This window comes from Amycolatopsis acidiphila (genome assembly GCF_021391495.1).
GTDB classification, from domain to species: domain Bacteria; phylum Actinomycetota; class Actinomycetes; order Mycobacteriales; family Pseudonocardiaceae; genus Amycolatopsis_E; species Amycolatopsis_E acidiphila.
Map to the genome: position 1 here is coordinate 494,162 of NZ_CP090063.1, position 19,030 is coordinate 513,191.

A 19,030-nucleotide genomic window follows, 5' to 3' on the forward strand; every position below is an offset into this window, starting at 1 on the left:
TCAGTCCTCCTGCGGGCCGACGGGCGCGAACCGCCGGGTCGGCAGCTCGCCGTTCACGCTGCCGTGGCCGTTTCCGTTGACCGGCACGAACTTCCTGGTCTCGTCGGACTTCGCCGCCCGGCTCGTGCGGGCGCGCAGGGCCACGTGCAGCCCGTCCCACAGCGTGCCGTCGGTGCGGTCCTTCGGGTCCGGATCGACCAGCACGACGCCGATGACGGTGATCTGGCAGTCGGCCAGCTGCCGCGCGACGGTGTGCAGCCAGGCGGTGCTCGCGTGGCCGCTGCGCACGACGAGCACGGTCTCGGTGCCCAGATGCGCCAGGTCGGTCCAGGCCGTGCCGGGCTCGACCGCGCCCACGCCGAGCCGCAGCTGCCCCGGTGCCGGCATCTCGCTCGCGTCCACGATCCGGAACTTCACGTCCCGGGCGGCGGTGGTCAGGTCTTGCCTCGGCAGGTCGTCGATCAGCACGGTCGGCACCGAGTCCGCCAGGTCCCCGGCCAGGTCGAGGGCAAGCGCGGCGGTGACCTTGGGGGCGCCGAGGTCCAGCAGCGACACCGTGCCGCCCTCGGCGCGAACCATACGCGCCAGCGTCGCGGCCACCCGCCTGCGTTCAGCGGCGGCCTTCTTCGGCCGCCACAACCGGGCGAGCCCGCGCCGGCGTGGCGCCAGCTGCGCGATGACCGAGGCGCCGAGGTTCGCGGCGACCTCGCGCCGCAGCACCGGCCGGTCCCGCACCACGGCGGTCACCGCGGCCAGCGCGAGCCCGAGCGCGAGCCCCAGCACCAGCCCGATCCCGCCGTTGGTGGCCCCGGTCTTGAGGAACGAGTGCGGGGTGACCCTCGGCGCGTCCACGATCTGGGTGCCTGCCGCGATCTGCGGTGAGCCGATACCGGCCTGCTGCGCCTGCCCCTCGAAGTCGGAGACCTTCGAGGCCAGCTCGGCCCGGCGGCCGTAGAGGGTCTCGAGCGTCGTCGCGTTGGCCCGGCTGCCCCGCGCGGACTCCGTCGCGATCTGCTGGTCGACCTGGTTCAGGTCGCCCTGCGCCTGGTCGCGCTGGTTGATCAGCGCCTGCGCCTCGGCGTCGGCCGCGGCCTGGTTGCGCTGCACGTGGTCGGCGATGAACGCGTCGCCCAGCGCCTTGGCCTTCGCCGTCGCGTCCGCCGCGGTCTTGCCCTCCACGGTGATCTGCAGGACGTTGTTGGTCAGCCCGAGGCCCTGGTACTCCTTCATGAAGTCCTCGGCGGACTCCGTGCTGTGCAAGGACTTCAGTGCCGCGTCGGCGATCTTCGTGGTGCCCAGCACGGCAACGTCGGTGCGCATCAGCGTCCCGCTGTCGGTCGGCGAGTCGTCCTGGTGGATCACCAGCAGCTTCGTCACCGCGGTCGGCGGCGCCGGGATCACGACGGCGAGCGCGAGGCCCGCGAGCAGGCCGAGCAGCCCGGCGGCCAGCCACATCCGGCGGCGCCGGCGGATGGCCACCACGAGCCGCTGCAGATCGACCAGCGGCGGGGAGGGGTTGGTCGTCGTCACGCTGAACCTGCCATCGCGTCACGGTCGCTGGCGACCTCGGGCTGCTGGGTGGTGGTGGGGCGAACGGGCTGGGTGAGCACGACGCCGAGCACGTCGTGGTCCGCGTCGGCGCACGCCTCGGCGATCCCGACGAGCTCCCAGGCCGTCCTGGTGCCGACGGTGAGCACGACGAGCACGCCCGCGGCGTCCGGGTCGTCGGGGACCGCCGGCCTGCCGGGCGAAACGTCGACGACGCGCAGCGAGGTGCGCGACCCGGCCGCCGCGGCGAGCTGGGTGACCGCCCGGTGCGCGGGTGCGTCGCCTTCCGGCACGAGCACCAGCAACCGGCGCCCGGACGTGCGCAGCCGGTTGAGCACCCGGCGGTAGCGCGCGTCGCGGCTGAGCTCGTCGGCCGAGACGGACAGCTGCGGCAGGTCCCACGGCCGGTCCGCCTGCACCAGCCGGCGCAGCCGGGCACGCCAGCCCCTCGCCGCTTCCGGCGCCTGCTCCGGGATGTCGACACTGCCGAGCACCGTGGCGTTCAGCGCCGCGGCGATCTCCGGCTCGTCGCGCAGCCGCTTGTCCGCGCGGGCCGCGAGGAGGTGGCCGAAGACGCCGATCAGCAGGAACAGCACCGCGCCACCGGCGATCAGCTGGGTCATCGTGGGCGCAGCCGGGCTGGTCGGCCGCTCGGCCGAGCCGAGCACGACCATGTTCGCCGAGCTGGTCGCCGCGTCCGCCTGGTTGAGGTTGTTGATCGCCTGCTCCAGTGACGTCCGCAGTCCTTCGAGCTGCGTGCGCACCTGCACGCTTTCCACCGTCAGGCCACCGCCCACCTGCTGCGCGAGCTCGCTGACCCGTTGCGTGGTGAGGGTGACCTGCTGGCGCAGCGACTCCCGCTGCTCCTGCGCGATCTGTGCGGCGGCGTCGGTCGAGCCGCTGATCAGCTGGGTCGAGTAGCGGACGAACTCGGCCGCCACCTTGTCCGCCAGCTGCTGCGCGTGCTCCGGGGTGCCGGCGGACGCGCTGATCGTCACGACGTTGCCGTTGGCGACCGACGAGGACACCTCGTCCTTGAGGTCGGCGCCCGTGGTCTGCCAGCTCAACCCCGCCGCGGCCCGGTCGAGCACCACGGAGCTGGTCGCGACCTGTGCCTCGGTGAGCAGCTCGTCGGCCTGCCGCGGCCCCTGCAGCAGCACGCTGGAGGTGGTCTCGTAGCCGGGGGAGAACACCAGCGAGGCACCGGCACCCACGAGCGCGCCGAGCACGGCGAGCACGGCGAGTAACCGCCAGCGGCGGCGCGCGAGCTGTCCCACCGCGGACAGGCGCACTGTTTCGTCACTCAACGCGGCTTTCTCCCCTCGAAAGAAATGCGGCCCATCGCGTGGATGGGCTTTCACCAACTCGTCGCCGCGATTACCGCATTGGTTACAGGGCTGTCCGCGTCTTGTTCAAAACGCGATCGTTGCTTATTGCCCGGAATGGTTTCCGGACGGGTTGAAACCGTCGTATGCGGCCAGCAACGCCTTCGTGGACTCCCGCCACGCCAACGGCCCTTCGACCCGCGCCTGGCCGAGTTTTCCCATCCGGGACCGCTCTTCGGGGTCGTCGAGCAGCTGGCCGATGAGCTCGGAAAAGACCTGCTCGTCGTTCGCCGGCGCGTACAGCGCGGCTTCCCCGGCCGAAACGCGCGCCTCCTTGAGGTCGAAGGAGACGATCGGTTTGGCCATGGCCATGTACTCCATGATCTTGTTCATGGTCGACACGTCGTTCAGTGGATTCAGCGGATCCGGTGACAGGCAGACGTCGGCGGTCGACAGATAGCGAACCAGGTCGTCGTCCGGAATACGGCCGGTGAATTCCACGTGCTCGGTGAGCCCGATTTTCCCGGAGAGCTCCACCATCGCGTCGAAAGTGTCCCCGGCGCCGACGAAAACCGCGTGCCAGTCCGTCCGTCGTTCCCGCAGGAGCGCGAGCGATCGCAGAGCGTAGTCGACTCCGTCCTGCGGCCCCATGACACCGAGGTAGCAGAGCAGGTGCGGCTTGCCGCGCTTGAGCTCCGGCTCGGGGGGCACCTGCCGGAACCGCTCGACGGCGGGCGCGCTGCGCACCACGTACACGTCCTCAGGCCGCTTGCCGCCACGGCTGATCGCGACGTCCCGGTAGCTCTCGTTGGTCGCGATGACCACGTCGGCGGCGCGGTAGGTCTCCCGCTCCAGCGCGCACACGCCGCGGTAGAGCAGGTCCTCGCCGCGGTCGAAGCGCGACAGGTACAGCTCCGGCACGAGGTCGTGCTGGTCGAAGACGAACTTCGCACCCCGGCGCTTGAGCATCCGGGCGACGAGGAACAGCAGGTCCGGCGGGTTGCACGCGTGCACGACGTCGACCGGACCGACCCTGCGGGCCAGCCGGAAGGTGTGCCACAGCGCGCTGCCGTACTCCTGGAGGTAGCCGGCGGGGCCGCCGGTGGCCGCCTTCAGCGGGTACCGGTGGATGCGCACCTCGCCGATCACGGCTTCGGGCTCGGTGTCCCGCTTCGTCCCTTGTGGACAGATGACGTGCACCTCCCAGCCCGCGTCGCGCAGCGTGGTGCATTCCTGCCACACACGCCGGTCGAACGGAACGGAGAGGTTCTCGACGAGGATCAGCGCTTTACCAGGCAAGGCCAACGTATCCCTCTTCGGTCCGGCGCACCTCGGCGTCCGGAAGGCGGACGAGGTCGATCAGGACGTGCTCGCCGCCGTGCGGCAGCGCGGCCAGCACCGACGGGTCGGTCGAGCCGACGAGACAGACGTCGGCGTGTTCGAGCACCTCTTCCACCGAGCCGGCCAGCAGTTGCCCCAGATGCGGCAGCCTGCCCTCGATGTACTCGCGGTTGGCGCCCATCAGCCGCGACAGGCTCACGTTCGCGTCGTAGATGCGCAGGTCGTATCCCTTGCCCAGCAAGCGTTCCGCCAGCTCGACGAGCGGGCTCTCCCGCAGGTCGTCGGTGCCGGGCTTGAAGGACAGGCCGAACAGCCCGACCTTGCGCTTGCCGGTGCGCGCGACCAGGTCGAACGCCCGGCGCAGGTGCTCCTCGTTGGACGGCAGGATGTGCGCGAGGATCGGCACCGCGACGTCGGCGCGCTGCGCGGCGTGCACGAGCCCCCGCAGGTCCTTGGGCAGGCACGAGCCACCGAAGGCGAAACCGGGCCGCAGGTAGGCGGGGCTGATGTTGAGCTTGCGGTCGGCGAGGAACACGTCCATCACGCGGTGCGAGTCCAGGCCGATGGCGCGGCAGATGGCGCCGAGCTCGTTCGCGAAGCCGATTTTCAAGCCGTGGAAGGCGTTGTCGGCGTACTTCGCCATCTCCGCCACCGGGATCGGCACGCGGAACACGTCACCGGGCAGGCCCTCGTACAGTGCGGCGACGGCGTCACCGCTGGCGGTGTCGATCTCGCCGATGACCGTCTTGGGCGGCTCGAAGAAGTCCCGCACGCTGGTGCCCTCACGCAGGAACTCCGGGTTGACCGCGACGCCGAAGTCGACGCCCGCCATCAGGCCCGAGGCCTTCTCGAGGATCGGCACCAGCAGTTCGAGGCAGGTGCCCGGCAGCATCGTGCTGCGGAAGACGATGGTGTGCCGGTGGTCCTGCTCCTTGAGCGCCTCACCGATCTCCTCGGTCACGCGCTCGAGGTACGTCGTGGAGAGGCTGCCGTTGGGCTCCGATGGGGTGCCGACGCAGATCAGCGACACCTCGCTGTGCGCGATCGCCTCCGCGACGTCGTCCGTGGCGCGCAGCGCACCGGTCCGCACGACCTCTTCGGTCAGCTCGCCGATCCGCTCCTCGACCACTGGTGCGCGCCCGCTGCGCACGAGGCCGATCTTGATCGGGTTGACGTCGACCCCGATCACGTCGTGGCCACGACTCGCGAGGCACGCGGCGGACACACAGCCCACATAGCCGAGCCCGAAGACACTTATCTTCATGAAAGAACTCCCGCCGCATCCGACTGCCCGAGAGGTCGGGCTGCGGCGGGATGCCGTTACAGGCGGGGCACTTCGTGAATTAGTGCCCCGCCGCCGGCGAAATCAGAAATTCGCCGCCTCGGGAATGACGTCCTTGGCGAAGATCTCGAACGGCTTGAGATCGGGGACCGTCGGGCAGCCACCGATCGCCGCGTCCACACCGAGCGAGGCCAGGCGGCGCAGCTCGGTCAGCAGCTCCTCGGTCTTCTCGCCGTTGGCGCCGACGTCCAGCGGCTGGTAAACGGTCTTGGTGATCTCGTCGTAGTCGCGGCCCTCCTTTTCGCAATGGCCGCGCAGCACGTCGAGTTTGTGTTCCAGTTCGGGGCCGTTGAAAATGTTGCAGGCGTCGCCGTATTTCGCGACGAACCGCAGTGTTTTCTGCTCGCCGCCACCGCCGATCATGATGGGCGGGTGCGGTTTGCTGAGTGCCTGCGGCACGTTCATCAGCCGCTCGGCGTGGATGTAGTTGCCTTCGAAGGGGCCGTCGTCGTCGGAGAACATCTGGTGCACGTAGCGCAGCGTCTCTTCGAGCATTTCGAACCGTTCCTTGGTGGAGGGGAACGGAAAACCGAGGCCGCGGGACTCCTCCTCGTTCCAGCCGGCGCCGATGCCGAGCATCGCGCGGCCGCCGGAGAGGACGTCCAGAGTGGTCACCGCCTTCGCGAGCACGCCCGGCTGGCGGTAGATCACGCCGGTGATCACGGTGAGCAGCTTGGCCCGCTCGGTGTGCGCGGCCAGGTAGCCGAGTGTGGTGTACGCCTCGAGCATGTCGTTCTCGCTCGGCCCGACCACCTTGATCTGGAAGAAGTGGTCCATCACCGCGAGGTATTCGAACCCCGCCTCGTCCGCGGCGTGTGCCACTTCGGCGAGTTCGGTCCCCAGCTTGGTGGGCCCGTTGGGCCAGGTGAAATTGGGAATCTGCAGTCCGAGTTTCATGGAAAATACCTCCGCGATCGAACGTATACCCGGAGTGGCTCCAGGTTCAGAACCCGCTGATCACGTACAACTGATCGTGCAGCGGGTCGGTCACACAGACGGTGCCGGTGCGCTGGTCGACGGCGATTCCGCCGGGGTTGATCCCGAGCGAGAGTTGGTCGACGATCTTTCCGGCCACGCCATCGATCTTGACGATTCCGTCGGGGCCGCCGTTGGCGTAGACGGTGTGGCTGGCCTGGTGCACCGCGACCGACGAGGCCTCGCTGCGCAGGAGGATCGTCGCGCGCTGCGCGCGGGTAGCACCGTCGACGACCGACAGGTGGTGAATTGCCGAATTGGCCACGTACAGGGTGTTGCTCGTTTCGTGCAGCGCCAAACCCGTGGGTGACTGGCCGACTGAGATGCTCGCCACGAACTTACTCGCCGTGAGGTCGAGAACCTCGACGGTGTCGGTGTACACGCTCGACAGGTAGGCGACGCCCCGCTGCCCGTCGACCCTGAGGCCGCCGAACCCTTGTCCCGGACCGTCGACCAGCCGGGTGAGCGCGCCCGCGACGGTGTCGACCACGGCGACCGAGCCGGTGGTTCCGCTGCCGACGTAGAGCCGGTTGTCGCCGGGGTCGAGGTCGAGTACCCGGGCCCCGGGCCCGCCGGCGACCACGCTGTGGAGCCGGCCGCCCGCCTGGAGGACGGTGACCGTGCCCGCATCCTGGCTTGCGACGTAGACCAGGCCGCTGCTCTCGTCGACGACCAGGTCGGTGGGCTCGCCGCCGACGCGGAGGTCGCTGCCACCGACGACGGAGACGGTGCTGTCGCCGTTCCCGACGTAGATGGCGCCGGAGCCGGAGTTGATCGCGACGGGGCCGGGGCCGGGGCCCGCCCCGACCTGGACGGCGGTGACGCGCGGTGAGGCGCTCGCGGGGGCGACGGTCAGGGCGCCGATGCCCGCCACGAGGGTGAACAGTGCACGCCTGCCGAACATCGGACCTCCCTGGTGAAACCCTAACGCGGCGGAGGTGTGATGTCGGCCGGTCGAGGGTAGGAGCACCGTTACGGTGGAACTTTCACGGACCGCCCACGCGTTCACCTGTCGGATGGGAAGGAGGCGGAGGGCCAGTGCACAGGCATCAGAACGGGTTGAAGACAGCGGTGCTGCTCGGCCTGCTCAGTGCCATCATCATCGCGATCAGTTCGCTGTTCGGGCGGACGGCGTTGTTCGTCGGGCTGGTGCTCGCGCTGGGGATGAACGCCTATGCCTACTTCAAGTCGGACACGCTGGCACTGCGTGCCATGCGGGCGCGGCCGGTGTCCGAGGCGGAGCAGCCCGCGATGTACCGGATAGTTCGTGAGCTGGCCACCTCGGCGCGGCAGCCGATGCCGAGCCTGTACGTCAGCCCGACCGCGGCGCCGAACGCCTTCGCGACCGGCCGCAACCCTCGCCATGCGGCGGTCTGCTGCACGCTGGGCATCCTGGCTCTGCTCAACGAGCGCGAGCTGCGCGCGGTGCTCGGGCATGAGCTGTCGCACGTGTACAACCGGGATATCTTGATCTCGTGTGTCGCCGGGGCGCTGGCGAGCATGGTCAGTGTGCTGGCGAACCTGGCGATGTTCGCGGGCGTGTTCGGCGGGGGGAACGACCGTGAGGGCGGCAACCCGCTGGTGTCGTTACTGTTGATCCTGGTGGGCCCCATCGCGGCGGCGGTCATTCGGCTGGCGGTGAGCCGTTCGCGGGAGTACCAGGCCGATGCTTCGGGCGCCGAGCTGACCGGGGACCCGCTCGCGCTGGCGTCCGCACTGCGGAAACTGGAGATCGGCACCCGGCGGGCGCCGCTGGTGCCTGAGCCGCAGCTGGTGTCGCAGTCGCACCTGATGATCGCGAACCCCTTCCGGCCCGGCGAGTCGTTCTCCCGCCTGTTCTCGACGCACCCCCCGATGGCCGACCGCATCGCCCGTCTGGAGGAAATGGCCAAGCGCCGCTTCTGACCTTCGCGCGGCGGGGCCCCTCCGGGCGCGGCGGTGGGCCCTCCCGCGGTGCTGTGCGCCCTCCCACAGTGGTGGGCCTCCCGCGGGCGGTGGACCTCCCGCGGTGCTGTGGGCCCCTCCCGCGGTGGACCCCTCCGGGCGGTGCTGTGCGCCCCTCCCGGTGTGCTCTCTCCTTCGGGGGTCGCGTGGACCATGGTGGCATGGGCCCTCGGGGCGTGCCGTCTCCCCTTCGGCGGTGGCGTGGGCCCTCCGGGCGGGCGGCTCTCCTTCGGTGGTGGCGTGGGCCCTCCGGGGGCGCGCACGCCGTCGTCGTCGGCGGTCCCTCCGGCGGCGCGGGCCCTCCAGGCGCTCTTCTTCTGGTGGTGGCGGTCGCGGTCGCGGTGGCGTGGGCCTTTAGGCGTGCACTCCATCGGCGATGGCGCTCTCTTTCCGCTGGTGACGTGGGCGGTCGCGGTGGCGTGGGCCCTGTGGGCGCGCGCTCTTCTTCCGGTGTTGGCGTGGCCGGTCGCGGTGGCGTGGGCCTTCCAAGCGCGAACTCCTTCGGTGATGACGCTCTCTTTCCGCTGGTGGCGTGGGCCGTCGCGGTCGGGTGGGCCTTAAGCGCGCGCTCTTCTTCTTCGGCGGGGCGGCCCTCCAGCGGCGGCGTCGGCGTCTCGCTTGGCGCTCCATTGCCGGTGGTGGCGGCCGCCCTCACGTGGTCGCGGGTTTTCGGGCCCGGAGCCCTCCTCCGGGGGCGGCGGCCCTCCCTCGGTGGCTGCCCCTTCTGGCGCGGAGCCCTCCTCCGGCGGCTTTTACTCGAGCGGCCCCGGCCCCGGCCCCGGCCCCTGCCCAAGCCCCGGCTCCTGATCAAGCGGCAGTCCGGCTTTTTGCTCAGGCGGCATTGCGTCCTTGGCTCGGGCCGCCCCGGCCTCTTGCCTGGGGGTCCAGCCTTTTCGGCGGCCTATGTCCTGCTGGCCTGGCTGAGCGGCCATTGCTGGCTCTGGCTCAATCGGCCTAGCCTCGGCAACCCTGCCGCGATTGGTCCCTTCCCGCCCGCCGCGCCTGCAGTCCTCTGCTGCCAACCCTGGCCGCCCCCAGCCTGCGTTGCTCCGGTCCGCGTGCCCAACCCGGGTAGCTGCCTGCTCCCGCCCGGGTGCCTACGGGGATGGCATGCCTCCTCCGGCGCCGACCACCCTGCACTGCTCCGCCAACCGGCACCACGGCGACGCCCGGTTGCCGCCACGTCCGGCTGGCCGCCTACCGCCGTGACGTCGGCTCCGGCGCTGCAGCTCTCCGGACCACTCGCTGGCGCTCTACAGCCGCCTCATCCGCCGAGTGCCGCCGCTGGCGCGGCGTTGCCGCTGGCGCGGCGTTGCCGCTGGCGCGGCGTTGCCGCTGGCGCGGCGTTGCCGCTGGCGCGGCGTTGCCGCTGGCGCGGCGTTGCCGCTGGCGCGGCGTTGCCGCTGGCGCGGCGTTGCCGCTGGCGCGGCGTTGCCGCTGGCGCGGCGTTGCCGCTGGCGCGGCTGGACCTCCTTCTACTGCCCCCCACCTGCGGCCCGAGCGACGGCTGTCACGTAGTCGCCGTAGCCGGACTTCGACAGCTTCAACCCCAGCGCAAGGCACTCGTCCGCGTCGATGAAGCCCATCCGCAGCGCGACCTCCTCCAGACAGGCGATCCGCACCCCCGTCCGGTGCTCGAGCACCTGCACGAACTGCCCCGCCTCCAGCAGCGAGTCGTGCGTCCCGGTGTCGAGCCAAGCGAAGCCGCGCCCAAGGTCGACCAGCTTCGCGCGCCCCTCCCGCAGATACGTCAGGTTGACGTCGGTGATCTCCAGCTCGCCGCGCGCCGACGGCTTCAACTCGCGCGAGATCTCGACCACCTGGTTGTCGTAGAAGTACAGCCCGGTAATGGCCTTGTTCGATTTCGGCTGCTTCGGCTTCTCCTCGATCGAGACCAGCCGCCCGTTCCCGTCCGTCTCGCCCACGCCGTAGCGCTGCGGATCCTTCACCGGGTATCCGAACAGGACACAGCCATCCAAAGTAGACACTTCCTGCTGCATTCGGCTCGAGAAGCCCTGCCCGTAGAAGATGTTGTCGCCGAGCACGAGCGCGACATCGTCGCCACCGATGAAGTCCGCGCCGATGACGAACGCCTCGGCGAGCCCGTTGGGTGCTGCCTGCTCCGCGTAGCTCAGCCGCAGCCCGAACTGGTCCCCGGAACCCAGCAGGCGCTGGAAGCTCGGCAGGTCCGTCGGCGTCGAAATGATCAGGATCTCGCGGATGCCGGCGAGCATGAGCACCGAGATCGGGTAGTAGATCATCGGCTTGTCGTAGACCGGCAGCAGCTGTTTGGACACCGCCTGTGTGATCGGGTGCAGGCGCGACCCACTGCCGCCCGCCAGCACGATGCCCTTCATCGCATCCCCCTCGTCGAGTCAGTCTTTCGTGGAGCCACCCTAGCGGCTCTATTTACATACATACAGTACGTATGTAAGGATGGCAACCGTGAAAGAAACAGGACAAGAACGCCGAGTCGCCCTTCCTCAAGGCGAGTTGCGCTACCACGAACTGGGATCCGGCCGCCCCGTCGTCTTCGTTCACGGGGTGCTGACCAACGCCAACCTGTGGCGAAAAGTCGTGCCCGGCCTCGCCGAGGCCGGGTTCCGCTGCATCGCGCCTGACTGGCCGCTCGGGTCGCACGAGCTGTCGATGAACCCCGGGGCCGACCTGTCGCCGGTCGGTCAAGCCGAGCTCATCGCCGACTTCCTCGAAGCCCTGGACCTGCGGGAGGTGACACTCGTGGCGAACGACACCGGCGGCGCACTCACCCAGATCATGCTGTCGCGCCGTCCTGAACGGGTCGGCCAGGTCGTGCTGACACCGTCGGACAGCTTCGAGTACTTCTTCCCGCCGATCTTCAAACCACTGTTGACGTTGGCCCATCTGCCCGGCGCGATGGTCCTGCTGGCCTTGCTACTGCGGGTCAAAGCGCTTCGCCCACTGCCGATCTTCTTCGGCTGGGTGGCCAAACACCCGCTCCCGGACGACATCGCCAGGTCGTACCTGTGGCCGCTCGGCCGCTCCGCCGGCGTCCGGCGTGACCTTCGGAAACTGCTCCGTGGGGTGCATCCGCGGCACACTCTCGCGGCTGCGGAGAAACTGCGTGGACTGCATCGACCGGTACTGCTGGTGTGGGGGAGCGAGGAGAAGCTCTTCCCTCTCAAGCTCGCACACAGGCTCGTCGAAGTGCTGCCGAACGCCCGGCTGATCACGGTGCCGGACACGTACACGTTCATCTCCGAAGACCAGCCCGAGGTGCTGGTGCGGCACATCTTGGAGTTCATGGCAGATTTAGGGCTGTGCGACGCACCCAGGAAGACCGTTCGAACAGCACCAGATCGGCGCTGATGGCGGCTGCGCGCGAGTTGTTCGCCGCCCGTGGCTACCAGGCCGTGCCCGCCGACGAGATCGTGCGGGCCGCGGGGGTGACACGCGGCGCGCTCTACCACCACTACCGGGACAAGCAGGGCCTGTTCCGCGCGGTGGTGGAGTCGCTCGAGATGGAGATCATGACCGAGATCGAGGCTGCCTTTGACGCCGCGCCGGACCCGGTGAGCGGCATGATGAGCGCGCTCGACGTGTTTCTGACCGCGTGCCTGCGGGATGACGTCCGCCAGATCTCGCTGACTGATGGGCCGGCCGTGCTCGGCTGGACCGTGTGGCGGGAGCTCGAAGCGCACTACGGCCTCGGGGTGCTGATGCGCACCCTGGAGCAGGCGATCGCGGACGGGCTGATCGTGGCGCAACCGGTCCGGGCACTCGCGCAGCTCGTGCTTAGCGCGGTGACAGAGGCGGCGCGGATGATCGCCGCGGCCGAGGACCCGGCGGCGACCCGCTCCGACGTCCAACAGGTGCTCGGTCTTTGGTTCGCGGGGCTGCTGGCGGGGAATAGGGCCGAATGAGTGCACGTTCGGGTCATCGTGCGCGTTGATATCTGGTCCGATGTGGTCTGCCCGTGGTGTTACCTGGGCAAGCGGCGCTTCGAGCGTGCGCTCGCGGAGTTCGATCGCCGGGACGAGGTCGAGGTCGTGTACCGGTCGTTCGAACTCGATCCTCGGATGCCCCGCGGTGAGGGCCGGCCGAAAGTGCCACTGCTCGCGGCGAAGCTCGGCAGGAGCGAAGCCGATGTCCGCGAGATGGAAGCGCAGCTCGAGAAGGTCGCTGCTCAGGACGGCCTCGAGTACAACCTCGAAGGAGGTCTGATCGGGAACACCTTTGACGCTCATCGTGTGCTGCACCTCGCGAAGGAGTGCGGCATGCAGGCGGCGGTGACCGAGCGGTTCTTCCAGGCGTACTTCACCGAGCGGCGGTCACTGTTCGACGAGGACTCGCTGACGGAGATCGCGGTCGACGCGGGCTTGGACGGTGAGGACGTGCGTCGTGTCCTGGAAGAGGGCACCTACGTCGACGACGTCCGTGCGGACATCGAGCAGGCACGTGCCTTGGGGGCGAACGGGGTGCCGTTCTTCGTGCTGGACGACCGGTACGGCGTATCGGGTGCCCAGTCGACGGAGACCTTCACGGCCGCGCTGACCAGGGCCTTCGAGAGCTAGGTCCGCCGGGACTCAGCTGGCCGGACCCTTGCCGAAGTAAGTCGTGCAGACGCCGTTCTCGTAGTCGGCGGCGATCTCCAGCACGTTCCGGCCGCCGTCGACCGGCAGCAGCGTCGAGCTGTAGTTCGGGCAGAAGTCGTTGTAGGCGGAGGGGACCTGCACCGGAGCCGGGAGCTCATACCAAAGCCCCGTTCCGAAGTTGTCGTTGGCGAGCAGGACCTGGCCGTTCGACGAGAGCGGCGTGCCCTTGGTGTTCGTGTAGATCTGCCCGACCATCAGCAGGCGGGTTCCGTTGGCGCCGCCCGGGAACAGGGTCACAGTCTGCGCGTGCTGGAAGTAGTTGCCATTGGCCGTCACGACACGCGTTCCCGGCGCGCCGGGGTCGCCGAAGTTCGCGCCATCGGAGGAGATCTTGAAGTAGGGATTGCAGTACAGCTCGCCGTAGTTGCAGATCTCGTACCCGAAGTAATAGCTGCCGTTGGGCAGCTGCCGTACCAGGGGCATCCCCGGTCGCACTCGGTCGGGCGGGATCGCGAGGGTGCTCTGCTTGGTCCCCCAGTTGATCCCGTCGGTGGAACCGACGCGGTTGAGCACCTGGGAATAACGAGGGGCCTCGGTCTCGTCGGCGAAGTGCAACCACAGGGTGCCGCCTGCGTCCACGTCGAACTCCGGCTCCCATACGCCGTCATGGTTGTGGGAGCGGGCGGCCTCGGAGAGGAACGACCAGTGGCGGCCACCGTCGTGGCTCGCCCAGATCTTGATCGCCATCCGCCGTTCCGCGCCGGCGTCCTGCCCGTAGCTCGCGGCCCAGAGCAGCGTGCCTGCGCTGAGGTCACCGACTCTTCTCGGGAGCTCGAACAGAGTGCCACAGCACTCACCCTGCGTGTCCTCGGAGTCGCGGATCTGGCCGATCTCGCGGAAGGTCGCGCCCTCGTCCGTGCTCTCGAAAACGGGCGCGAACGGCCCGTTGTTGTCCCACCCGCTCACCGCAGCGACGATGCGTCCTTTGTAGGCGCTGTGCTCCAGCCGCACGAGCCGGGGATACGACCCGACGGCAAGGCGCTGCCGGCCCGCCGCCCGCGCAGGCGGGGCCATTCCGGCCACCAGCAACGCAGCCAGCAACAGCACGGCACACTTCCGCCCACGGCGCATTCGCGGTTCCTCTCACGCTGAGTGCTGGAATTACACCACGCCGTAATCGTTTGGTCGCCTTATGACGCGGGCGGTTCGAAACTCTCCGCGGCTACGAGTTCACGCGGGATGATGGCGTAGCCCGCTCAGCATCATCTCGATCAGCCGGCCTGCCTGTTCGTGATCACTGACGGTGCTTCAGGTATCGGCGTCGAGACCGCAGATGCGCTCGTGGCTGGGCTGCAGCGCCACCAAGAGGCGAGCACGACGCTGGAGATCCAGCAGATCTTCGACAACTACCCCTTGAAGTCCGTCGAGCAGCGCGTGGCGACCTCGTTCTGCCCGCCGCGTCTCCGGTGTCACCGGACGCCAATTCGAGGACTGCGCCAAGGCGGTCAGGACCACCGATCCTGACCAGGAAGACGGCGTCTGCCCGCATGCCCTGGACCCGGCCGCGGCCGAGCGGTTCCGGGAGCTCTCCCTGGAGCCGATCAAGGCGTGAACCAGCAGGTCAGCGGTAGTTCGTGAACTGCAGCGCGATGTCGAAGTCCTTGCCCTTGAGCAGGGCGATGACGTCCTGCAGGTGGTCCTTCTTCTTACCGGAGACGCGCAGCTGGTCGCCCTGGATCTGGGCCTGGACACCCTTCGGGCCCTCGTCGCGGATGTACTTCGCGATCTGCTTGGCCTTGTCCGAGGCGATGCCCTGGATGATCTTGCCGTTGACCTTGTAGATCTTGCCGGACACCGCGGGCTCGTCGGCCTCGAAGGCCTTCAGCGAGATGCCCCGTTTGATCAGCTTCTCCTTGAAGACCTCGACCGCCGCGAGCGCGCGCTCCTCGGTCTCGGCCTCGATGTTGATCGCCTCCTCGCCCGACCAGGCGACCTTCGCGTTGACACCCCGGAAGTCGAACCGGGTGGACAACTCCTTGGCCGCCTGGTTCAGGGCGTTGTCCACCTCCTGGCGATCGACCTTGCTCACCACGTCGAAAGACGGATCCGCCACGTGTCCCTACCTCGTACGTTCGCGTTGTCGGCTGAACCACACCATAGCGCCGTCGCTCCCCCCGGTTGTCTCCGCCGTCGGCCCGTTCGGTACGCTGTCTCTCGGCTGGTTCACCCCGGCCACGGCGGGTTGCCCGAGCGGCCAAAGGGATCTGACTGTAAATCAGACGGCTATGCCTACGGGGGTTCGAATCCCTCACCCGCCACACCAGCCCAATCACCCCCGTGACCTGCGGAAGCAGGACACGGGGGTGATCTTGTCTTGTCCGGCTTCGTCCGGCAAGGTCCGTGTCATGGTGGGTGCTCGCGGCAAATCCGCGGCAACGGCCTTGGTCAGGATTGAGCTCAAGGCGCTAGGCCATCCGAGTGGTCGCCGTTGAACGTTGTTACGTCTGGACCTCCGACATCGACTACTTAGCGTGTTCTGATCAACACCACAAGGAGGTCGATGTTGTCCTCTGTCCGCGCGCACTATGTTCCGATCTTGGTGACGAAGCGAGGCGAACTCGGTGCTATTAACGATCTACCGCCCGAAACCAAAGATAGGTTCACGCCTCTCTTTGTTGCCCATCCTGTCGATTGGAACTATGAGACGGATGCTCCTGCCAAATCGGTTGTCGAGCATGTTCGCGGCCTCGGCCAAAAGCTGGCCAGGGTCTTCGAGTCTAGGAGGGCCTATTTTGATCCTGCTCTTCTCGTCGAGGATGCCGAATGGGAGGAGGCACAGTCGCATCCGCTCGTTACGGTAATTGACGAAGCGGCGGATAATGGTTTGCAGCTTGTCCCCGTCGTCGCGCCTGGGCGGCACCCGAGCTACAATCAAGCGCTCACGCAGGTACACCAGTCGCGTGGCCTCGGCGTGTGCGTCAGGTTGTCACCGATCCACTGGCCTGCAAACCCGCCGGCCATTTCTGAGCTTGAGAAGCTGCTGGCGGACCTCAGCTTGGAGCCAGGGCAGGTTGATCTCGTCTTGGACGCGGGAGGCGACGTTGAAAACGAAGCTGTCAGGGCTCTGGCTTTCGCCGCCTTGTCCAACCTGCCGTTCGCCCAGGATTGGCGTTCCCTCGTGCTCTCGGGTGGACCTTTCCCCAAGGATTTAAGCGCCTTTTCGCGCAACACTGTTAGTCGTATTCCTCGCCTTGAGTGGGACCTATGGCGAGATATTGAGAACGAGGCTCGCATCGAAGGATGGCGTCTACCCGACTTCGGAGACTACGGTGTGGCGCATCCGGATCCTCGTGTCATGGTTGACCCGCGGTTCCTGAGCATAAGCGCAGCCATTCGCTACACGGCTTCTTCGCATTGGCTCGCCGCCAAAGGTGAGCTTTTCAAGGGTAGGGGCGGCTCGGGAAGTGGCGGAGACGCAATCGTTCCCGTTGCGCAGATGATCTGCGAGGCATCGGAGTACTGCGGACCAAGTTACTCAGTGGGGGACGCCTGGATTTCCGACGTAGCTCACGGATTGACTTCCGGTGGAAATCCTGAAAAATGGCGCCGAATCGCTACAAATCACCATCTCGTATTCGTCACCGAGACTCTCGCCAATTCTGGCGAGACTTCAGTCTTGACCTGACGGAATCTTGAAGTTCGTCGAGGGGAACACTATCAGCCAGCCGTTGCCAGATAAGGCGTCGGGGTTTAGTTCGAACTCCTCGGTCCAGTCCGCGCTGGCTCAGTTCTTCTAGTGCTTCGTCGCGCCAGAGGAGTTGAGCCAGGCGGAATGGGTTAACCGATTCGTTTCGTCGACCTTCCCTTGTCAGTTGGAGCGTGACCCCTTCAACTCCGTTGCTCCGTGCTATGTATACATGCCACCAGTCGGGCAGTAGATTGAAAGCATGCTCGTGGTGTTTTTCGGCAACAACAAGAGCAGCGTAGTCAAAAACTTGCGAGTATACGTCAACCTGTGTTGGTAGGCGGCGAAGATTGTCACGTAAACTCTTGATCTCGTAACCCCATAACGCGCCGTTGATAGCCGCCACGTCTACGCGCACGAGACCAGCGAGATCGAACTCGTTGATGAAGAGCGTGTCGCTCTCGGGGTGCCAAATCTTCAGGTCACGAATGAGTTGCTGGCGGACATCGTAGTCGCGCATTGCATCTCCAATCGCTAACTCCTGCAGCTTGGTCGAACTGAACCTTAGTCGGGAACGCTGTGTGGCGCTCGTCACGCGAGTGGTTCCAAGCCTCAAACGGCGCTCGTTCGCACGCGTCCCTCTGCATGTGATCACGGCTAGCACGTCACCAACCGCTCAGGGCCCGTTCTGCCCGTTCCCGTGCCGCCTTCTCGCCTCCATCGAGACACTTGGCGTAGACCCGGAGCAGCACGGCCAGACTGTGCCCAGCCCACTTGGCCACCCGCGTGGGCTCGACGCCCCCGGTCAGCCAGGTTGAGACGCAGGCGTGCCGGAGGTCGTACGGGCGCTTGGCCAACGGGCTTGCCGCCACCTCTGGCGTAAACACAATCTCCCGGGTCTTCGCCCACACCCGGCCGTAGGTGGTGCTTCCGATCCGGCCTCCATCGCGAGCGCCGCGGAACAGTCGGCCGTCGCGGGCTGTGCCGAACCGCTGCAGGTGCTCGTGTAGGAGCTTGGTGAGTACCGGCGGGCAGGGGACGATCCGTACAGCCTTGTCCGCCCGGTGCTTCAGGGACCGCTCCTCGCTTGCTTCGCCCGTGTCGGTCCACTGCTCGCCGATCTCTGGCCGCGCCCCGCGGAGCATGAGGTCTCCCCAACCGTACTCATACTCGCCCGTCTCGGCGTTGAGTTGCGGTTGCGGTATGGCGATGTCGTTGCGTCGGAGGCTGGCACCTTCCTCGGGGCGTAGCGCGGCGTAGTACATGAGTCCGAAGAACGCGAGGAGTGGTGGCCCAGGCTTGCCGACCGTTGACACGGCGTCGAGGAGGGTGCGTGCCTGAATCGGGTTGACCACCGACCGCGGATCGACCTCGGTCACTTCGTAGGTCCGCTTCTTGGTTTTGACCTCGTGCAGGGGGTTGCTCTCCAACGGCGTCTTCTCGACCGCGAAGTCGAGGAGGCCGCTGAGCGTGACGCGACGAAGTCGACCAGTGTTGGAGGCTGCGCGCGCTCCGTCGAGGTTGCGGTCCAGCTCGTGCAACACGGCACGCAGTTGGTCCGGCTTGGCCAGGTCCGTCACGTCTCGGCTCTTCCGCGCGACGGCCTGAATGGCGTCCGTGATGCTCTCGGGATGCGGTCCGGACCTGTGCTTCGTGTTGAAGGCGATCATGAGCGCCTTCCGCGTCGTCTTCCCCTCGGGAAGAGACGCGTTGTCTCGCAGCATCGCGAGGACGATCCGCGTCAGCGACTCTGCCGTCGAGCTGCGATGGCGCGGGGATGAGTCCGGCCACTTCATGTCCGCGTAGGAGCATGCCAGCTCGAAAACCGTCATCGAGGGCTGCTCGCGTTTCTTGGATACGGGCAGGCCGCTCTCGACGTCGAACGCCTCGCCCTTCCGCGCCGCAGTGAGGAGTTCGGCCCGGAAACTGTCGGCGAGGGCCGAGGTTTGGAACGACTCCCCGAACTCCCGGCCAGCGGCGACCCATCGCACGCGGTAGGTCGTCTTGGTCTTCCCCTTGTGCTTCTTGACGGCCCAGATGCGGACGTTGTGCGTGGTGGTCATCAGGCAGCCACCTCGCGCGACTCGAGCCAGCGTTCGAAGTCGGTGCGGCGAATGCGAATCTCCCCGTTCGGAAGCTTGATGCAACGTGGTGCGCGGCCCTTGGCGCACCAGTCGTAGAAGGTGGACTTGGCTACTTCGAGCTCCTCGCAAAGAGCCCGGATGGTGAGGTACTGGCGGGGCGAGCCCATGCGTGTGTGGTCCTCTCGGAGGCAGAACGAGTCGTGGCTGCGTCT

At 67.5% G+C, this 19,030-nt stretch carries 17 protein-coding genes and 1 tRNA gene; 6 read left to right on the forward strand and 12 right to left on the reverse strand.

Annotation, left to right across the window (positions count from 1 at the left end; genetic code table 11):
- The 6 genes from LWP59_RS02510 to LWP59_RS02535 all read right to left on the reverse strand — a co-directional run bounded on the left by LWP59_RS02510 (position 1) and on the right by LWP59_RS02535 (position 7,435).
- Positions 1-1,530: a Wzz/FepE/Etk N-terminal domain-containing protein gene (locus LWP59_RS02510; RefSeq protein WP_229857962.1), complete on the reverse strand. Its 1,530-nt coding sequence runs from the start codon at positions 1,528-1,530 to the stop codon at positions 1-3.
- Complete coding sequence (locus LWP59_RS02515) at positions 1,527-2,855, reverse strand: YveK family protein (RefSeq protein ID WP_144642103.1); 1,329 nt, start codon at positions 2,853-2,855, stop codon at positions 1,527-1,529. The genes LWP59_RS02510 and LWP59_RS02515 overlap by 4 nt, the downstream gene beginning before the upstream one ends.
- 123 nt (positions 2,856-2,978) lie before the next feature.
- Positions 2,979-4,172 (reverse strand): glycosyltransferase family 4 protein, encoded by a 1,194-nt coding sequence (locus LWP59_RS02520; protein WP_144642104.1) that lies wholly within the window; start codon positions 4,170-4,172, stop codon positions 2,979-2,981.
- Positions 4,162-5,478, reverse strand: coding sequence for a nucleotide sugar dehydrogenase (locus LWP59_RS02525; protein ID WP_144642105.1), 1,317 nt, complete (start codon positions 5,476-5,478; stop codon positions 4,162-4,164). Before LWP59_RS02525 ends, LWP59_RS02520 begins: the two co-directional genes overlap by 11 nt.
- 102 nt (positions 5,479-5,580) lie before the next feature.
- Entirely contained in the window at positions 5,581-6,453 is an 873-nt protein-coding gene (locus LWP59_RS02530; RefSeq protein ID WP_144642106.1) for an LLM class F420-dependent oxidoreductase, read from the reverse strand.
- 46 nt (positions 6,454-6,499) lie between these two features.
- Complete coding sequence (locus LWP59_RS02535; protein WP_144642107.1) at positions 6,500-7,435, reverse strand: YncE family protein; 936 nt, start codon at positions 7,433-7,435, stop codon at positions 6,500-6,502.
- Positions 7,436-7,569: 134 nt separating this feature from the next.
- Here LWP59_RS02535 and htpX point away from each other — a divergent pair, with 134 nt between their 5' ends.
- The gene (gene htpX / locus LWP59_RS02540; protein WP_144642108.1) at positions 7,570-8,436 is read left to right on the forward strand and encodes a zinc metalloprotease HtpX; all 867 of its coding nucleotides are present in this window, start codon (positions 7,570-7,572) and stop codon (positions 8,434-8,436) included.
- Between the two features lie 1,514 nt (positions 8,437-9,950).
- On the opposite strand, the gene rfbA is transcribed toward htpX, so the two are convergent.
- Positions 9,951-10,832: a glucose-1-phosphate thymidylyltransferase RfbA gene (rfbA, locus tag LWP59_RS02545; RefSeq protein WP_144642533.1), complete on the reverse strand. Its 882-nt coding sequence runs from the start codon at positions 10,830-10,832 to the stop codon at positions 9,951-9,953.
- 79 nt (positions 10,833-10,911) lie between these two features.
- Here rfbA and LWP59_RS02550 point away from each other — a divergent pair, with 79 nt between their 5' ends.
- From LWP59_RS02550 to LWP59_RS02560, 3 genes are read left to right on the forward strand one after another with little or no spacing between them, the layout of a single operon-like run.
- Complete coding sequence (locus tag LWP59_RS02550; RefSeq protein ID WP_144642534.1) at positions 10,912-11,823, forward strand: alpha/beta fold hydrolase; 912 nt, start codon at positions 10,912-10,914, stop codon at positions 11,821-11,823.
- The gene (locus LWP59_RS02555; protein WP_144642535.1) at positions 11,775-12,377 is read left to right on the forward strand and encodes a TetR/AcrR family transcriptional regulator; all 603 of its coding nucleotides are present in this window, start codon (positions 11,775-11,777) and stop codon (positions 12,375-12,377) included. Before LWP59_RS02550 ends, LWP59_RS02555 begins: the two co-directional genes overlap by 49 nt.
- Complete coding sequence (locus LWP59_RS02560) at positions 12,378-13,028, forward strand: DsbA family oxidoreductase (RefSeq protein ID WP_229857959.1); 651 nt, start codon at positions 12,378-12,380, stop codon at positions 13,026-13,028. It abuts the gene before it with no gap.
- A 12-nt stretch (positions 13,029-13,040) separates the two neighbouring features.
- On the opposite strand, the gene LWP59_RS02565 is transcribed toward LWP59_RS02560, so the two are convergent.
- Both LWP59_RS02565 and LWP59_RS02570 read right to left on the reverse strand, forming a co-directional pair.
- Positions 13,041-14,123 (reverse strand): sialidase family protein, encoded by a 1,083-nt coding sequence (locus tag LWP59_RS02565; protein ID WP_229857977.1) that lies wholly within the window; start codon positions 14,121-14,123, stop codon positions 13,041-13,043.
- A 547-nt stretch (positions 14,124-14,670) separates the two neighbouring features.
- Positions 14,671-15,162, reverse strand: a complete 492-nt coding sequence (locus LWP59_RS02570; protein ID WP_144642538.1) for a YajQ family cyclic di-GMP-binding protein — start codon at positions 15,160-15,162, stop codon at positions 14,671-14,673.
- Between the two features lie 123 nt (positions 15,163-15,285).
- Between LWP59_RS02570 and LWP59_RS02575 the strand changes: the two genes are divergently transcribed.
- Both LWP59_RS02575 and LWP59_RS02580 read left to right on the forward strand, forming a co-directional pair.
- Positions 15,286-15,367: transfer RNA gene (locus LWP59_RS02575), tRNA-Tyr, on the forward strand.
- Between the two features lie 242 nt (positions 15,368-15,609).
- Complete coding sequence (locus LWP59_RS02580) at positions 15,610-16,734, forward strand: beta family protein (protein ID WP_144642539.1); 1,125 nt, start codon at positions 15,610-15,612, stop codon at positions 16,732-16,734.
- Here the strand turns inward: LWP59_RS02580 and LWP59_RS02585 are convergent.
- The 3 genes from LWP59_RS02585 to LWP59_RS02595 all read right to left on the reverse strand — a co-directional run bounded on the left by LWP59_RS02585 (position 16,688) and on the right by LWP59_RS02595 (position 18,985).
- Positions 16,688-17,254 (reverse strand): sce7726 family protein, encoded by a 567-nt coding sequence (locus tag LWP59_RS02585; RefSeq protein ID WP_144642540.1) that lies wholly within the window; start codon positions 17,252-17,254, stop codon positions 16,688-16,690. The genes LWP59_RS02580 and LWP59_RS02585 overlap by 47 nt on opposite strands.
- 145 nt (positions 17,255-17,399) lie before the next feature.
- The gene (locus LWP59_RS02590; RefSeq protein ID WP_144642541.1) at positions 17,400-18,797 is read right to left on the reverse strand and encodes a tyrosine-type recombinase/integrase; all 1,398 of its coding nucleotides are present in this window, start codon (positions 18,795-18,797) and stop codon (positions 17,400-17,402) included.
- A complete protein-coding gene (locus tag LWP59_RS02595; RefSeq protein ID WP_144642542.1) occupies positions 18,797-18,985 on the reverse strand; it encodes a helix-turn-helix transcriptional regulator in 189 nt (62 codons plus the stop codon). The genes LWP59_RS02590 and LWP59_RS02595 overlap by 1 nt, the downstream gene beginning before the upstream one ends.
- Positions 18,986-19,030: the final 45 nt, after the last annotated feature.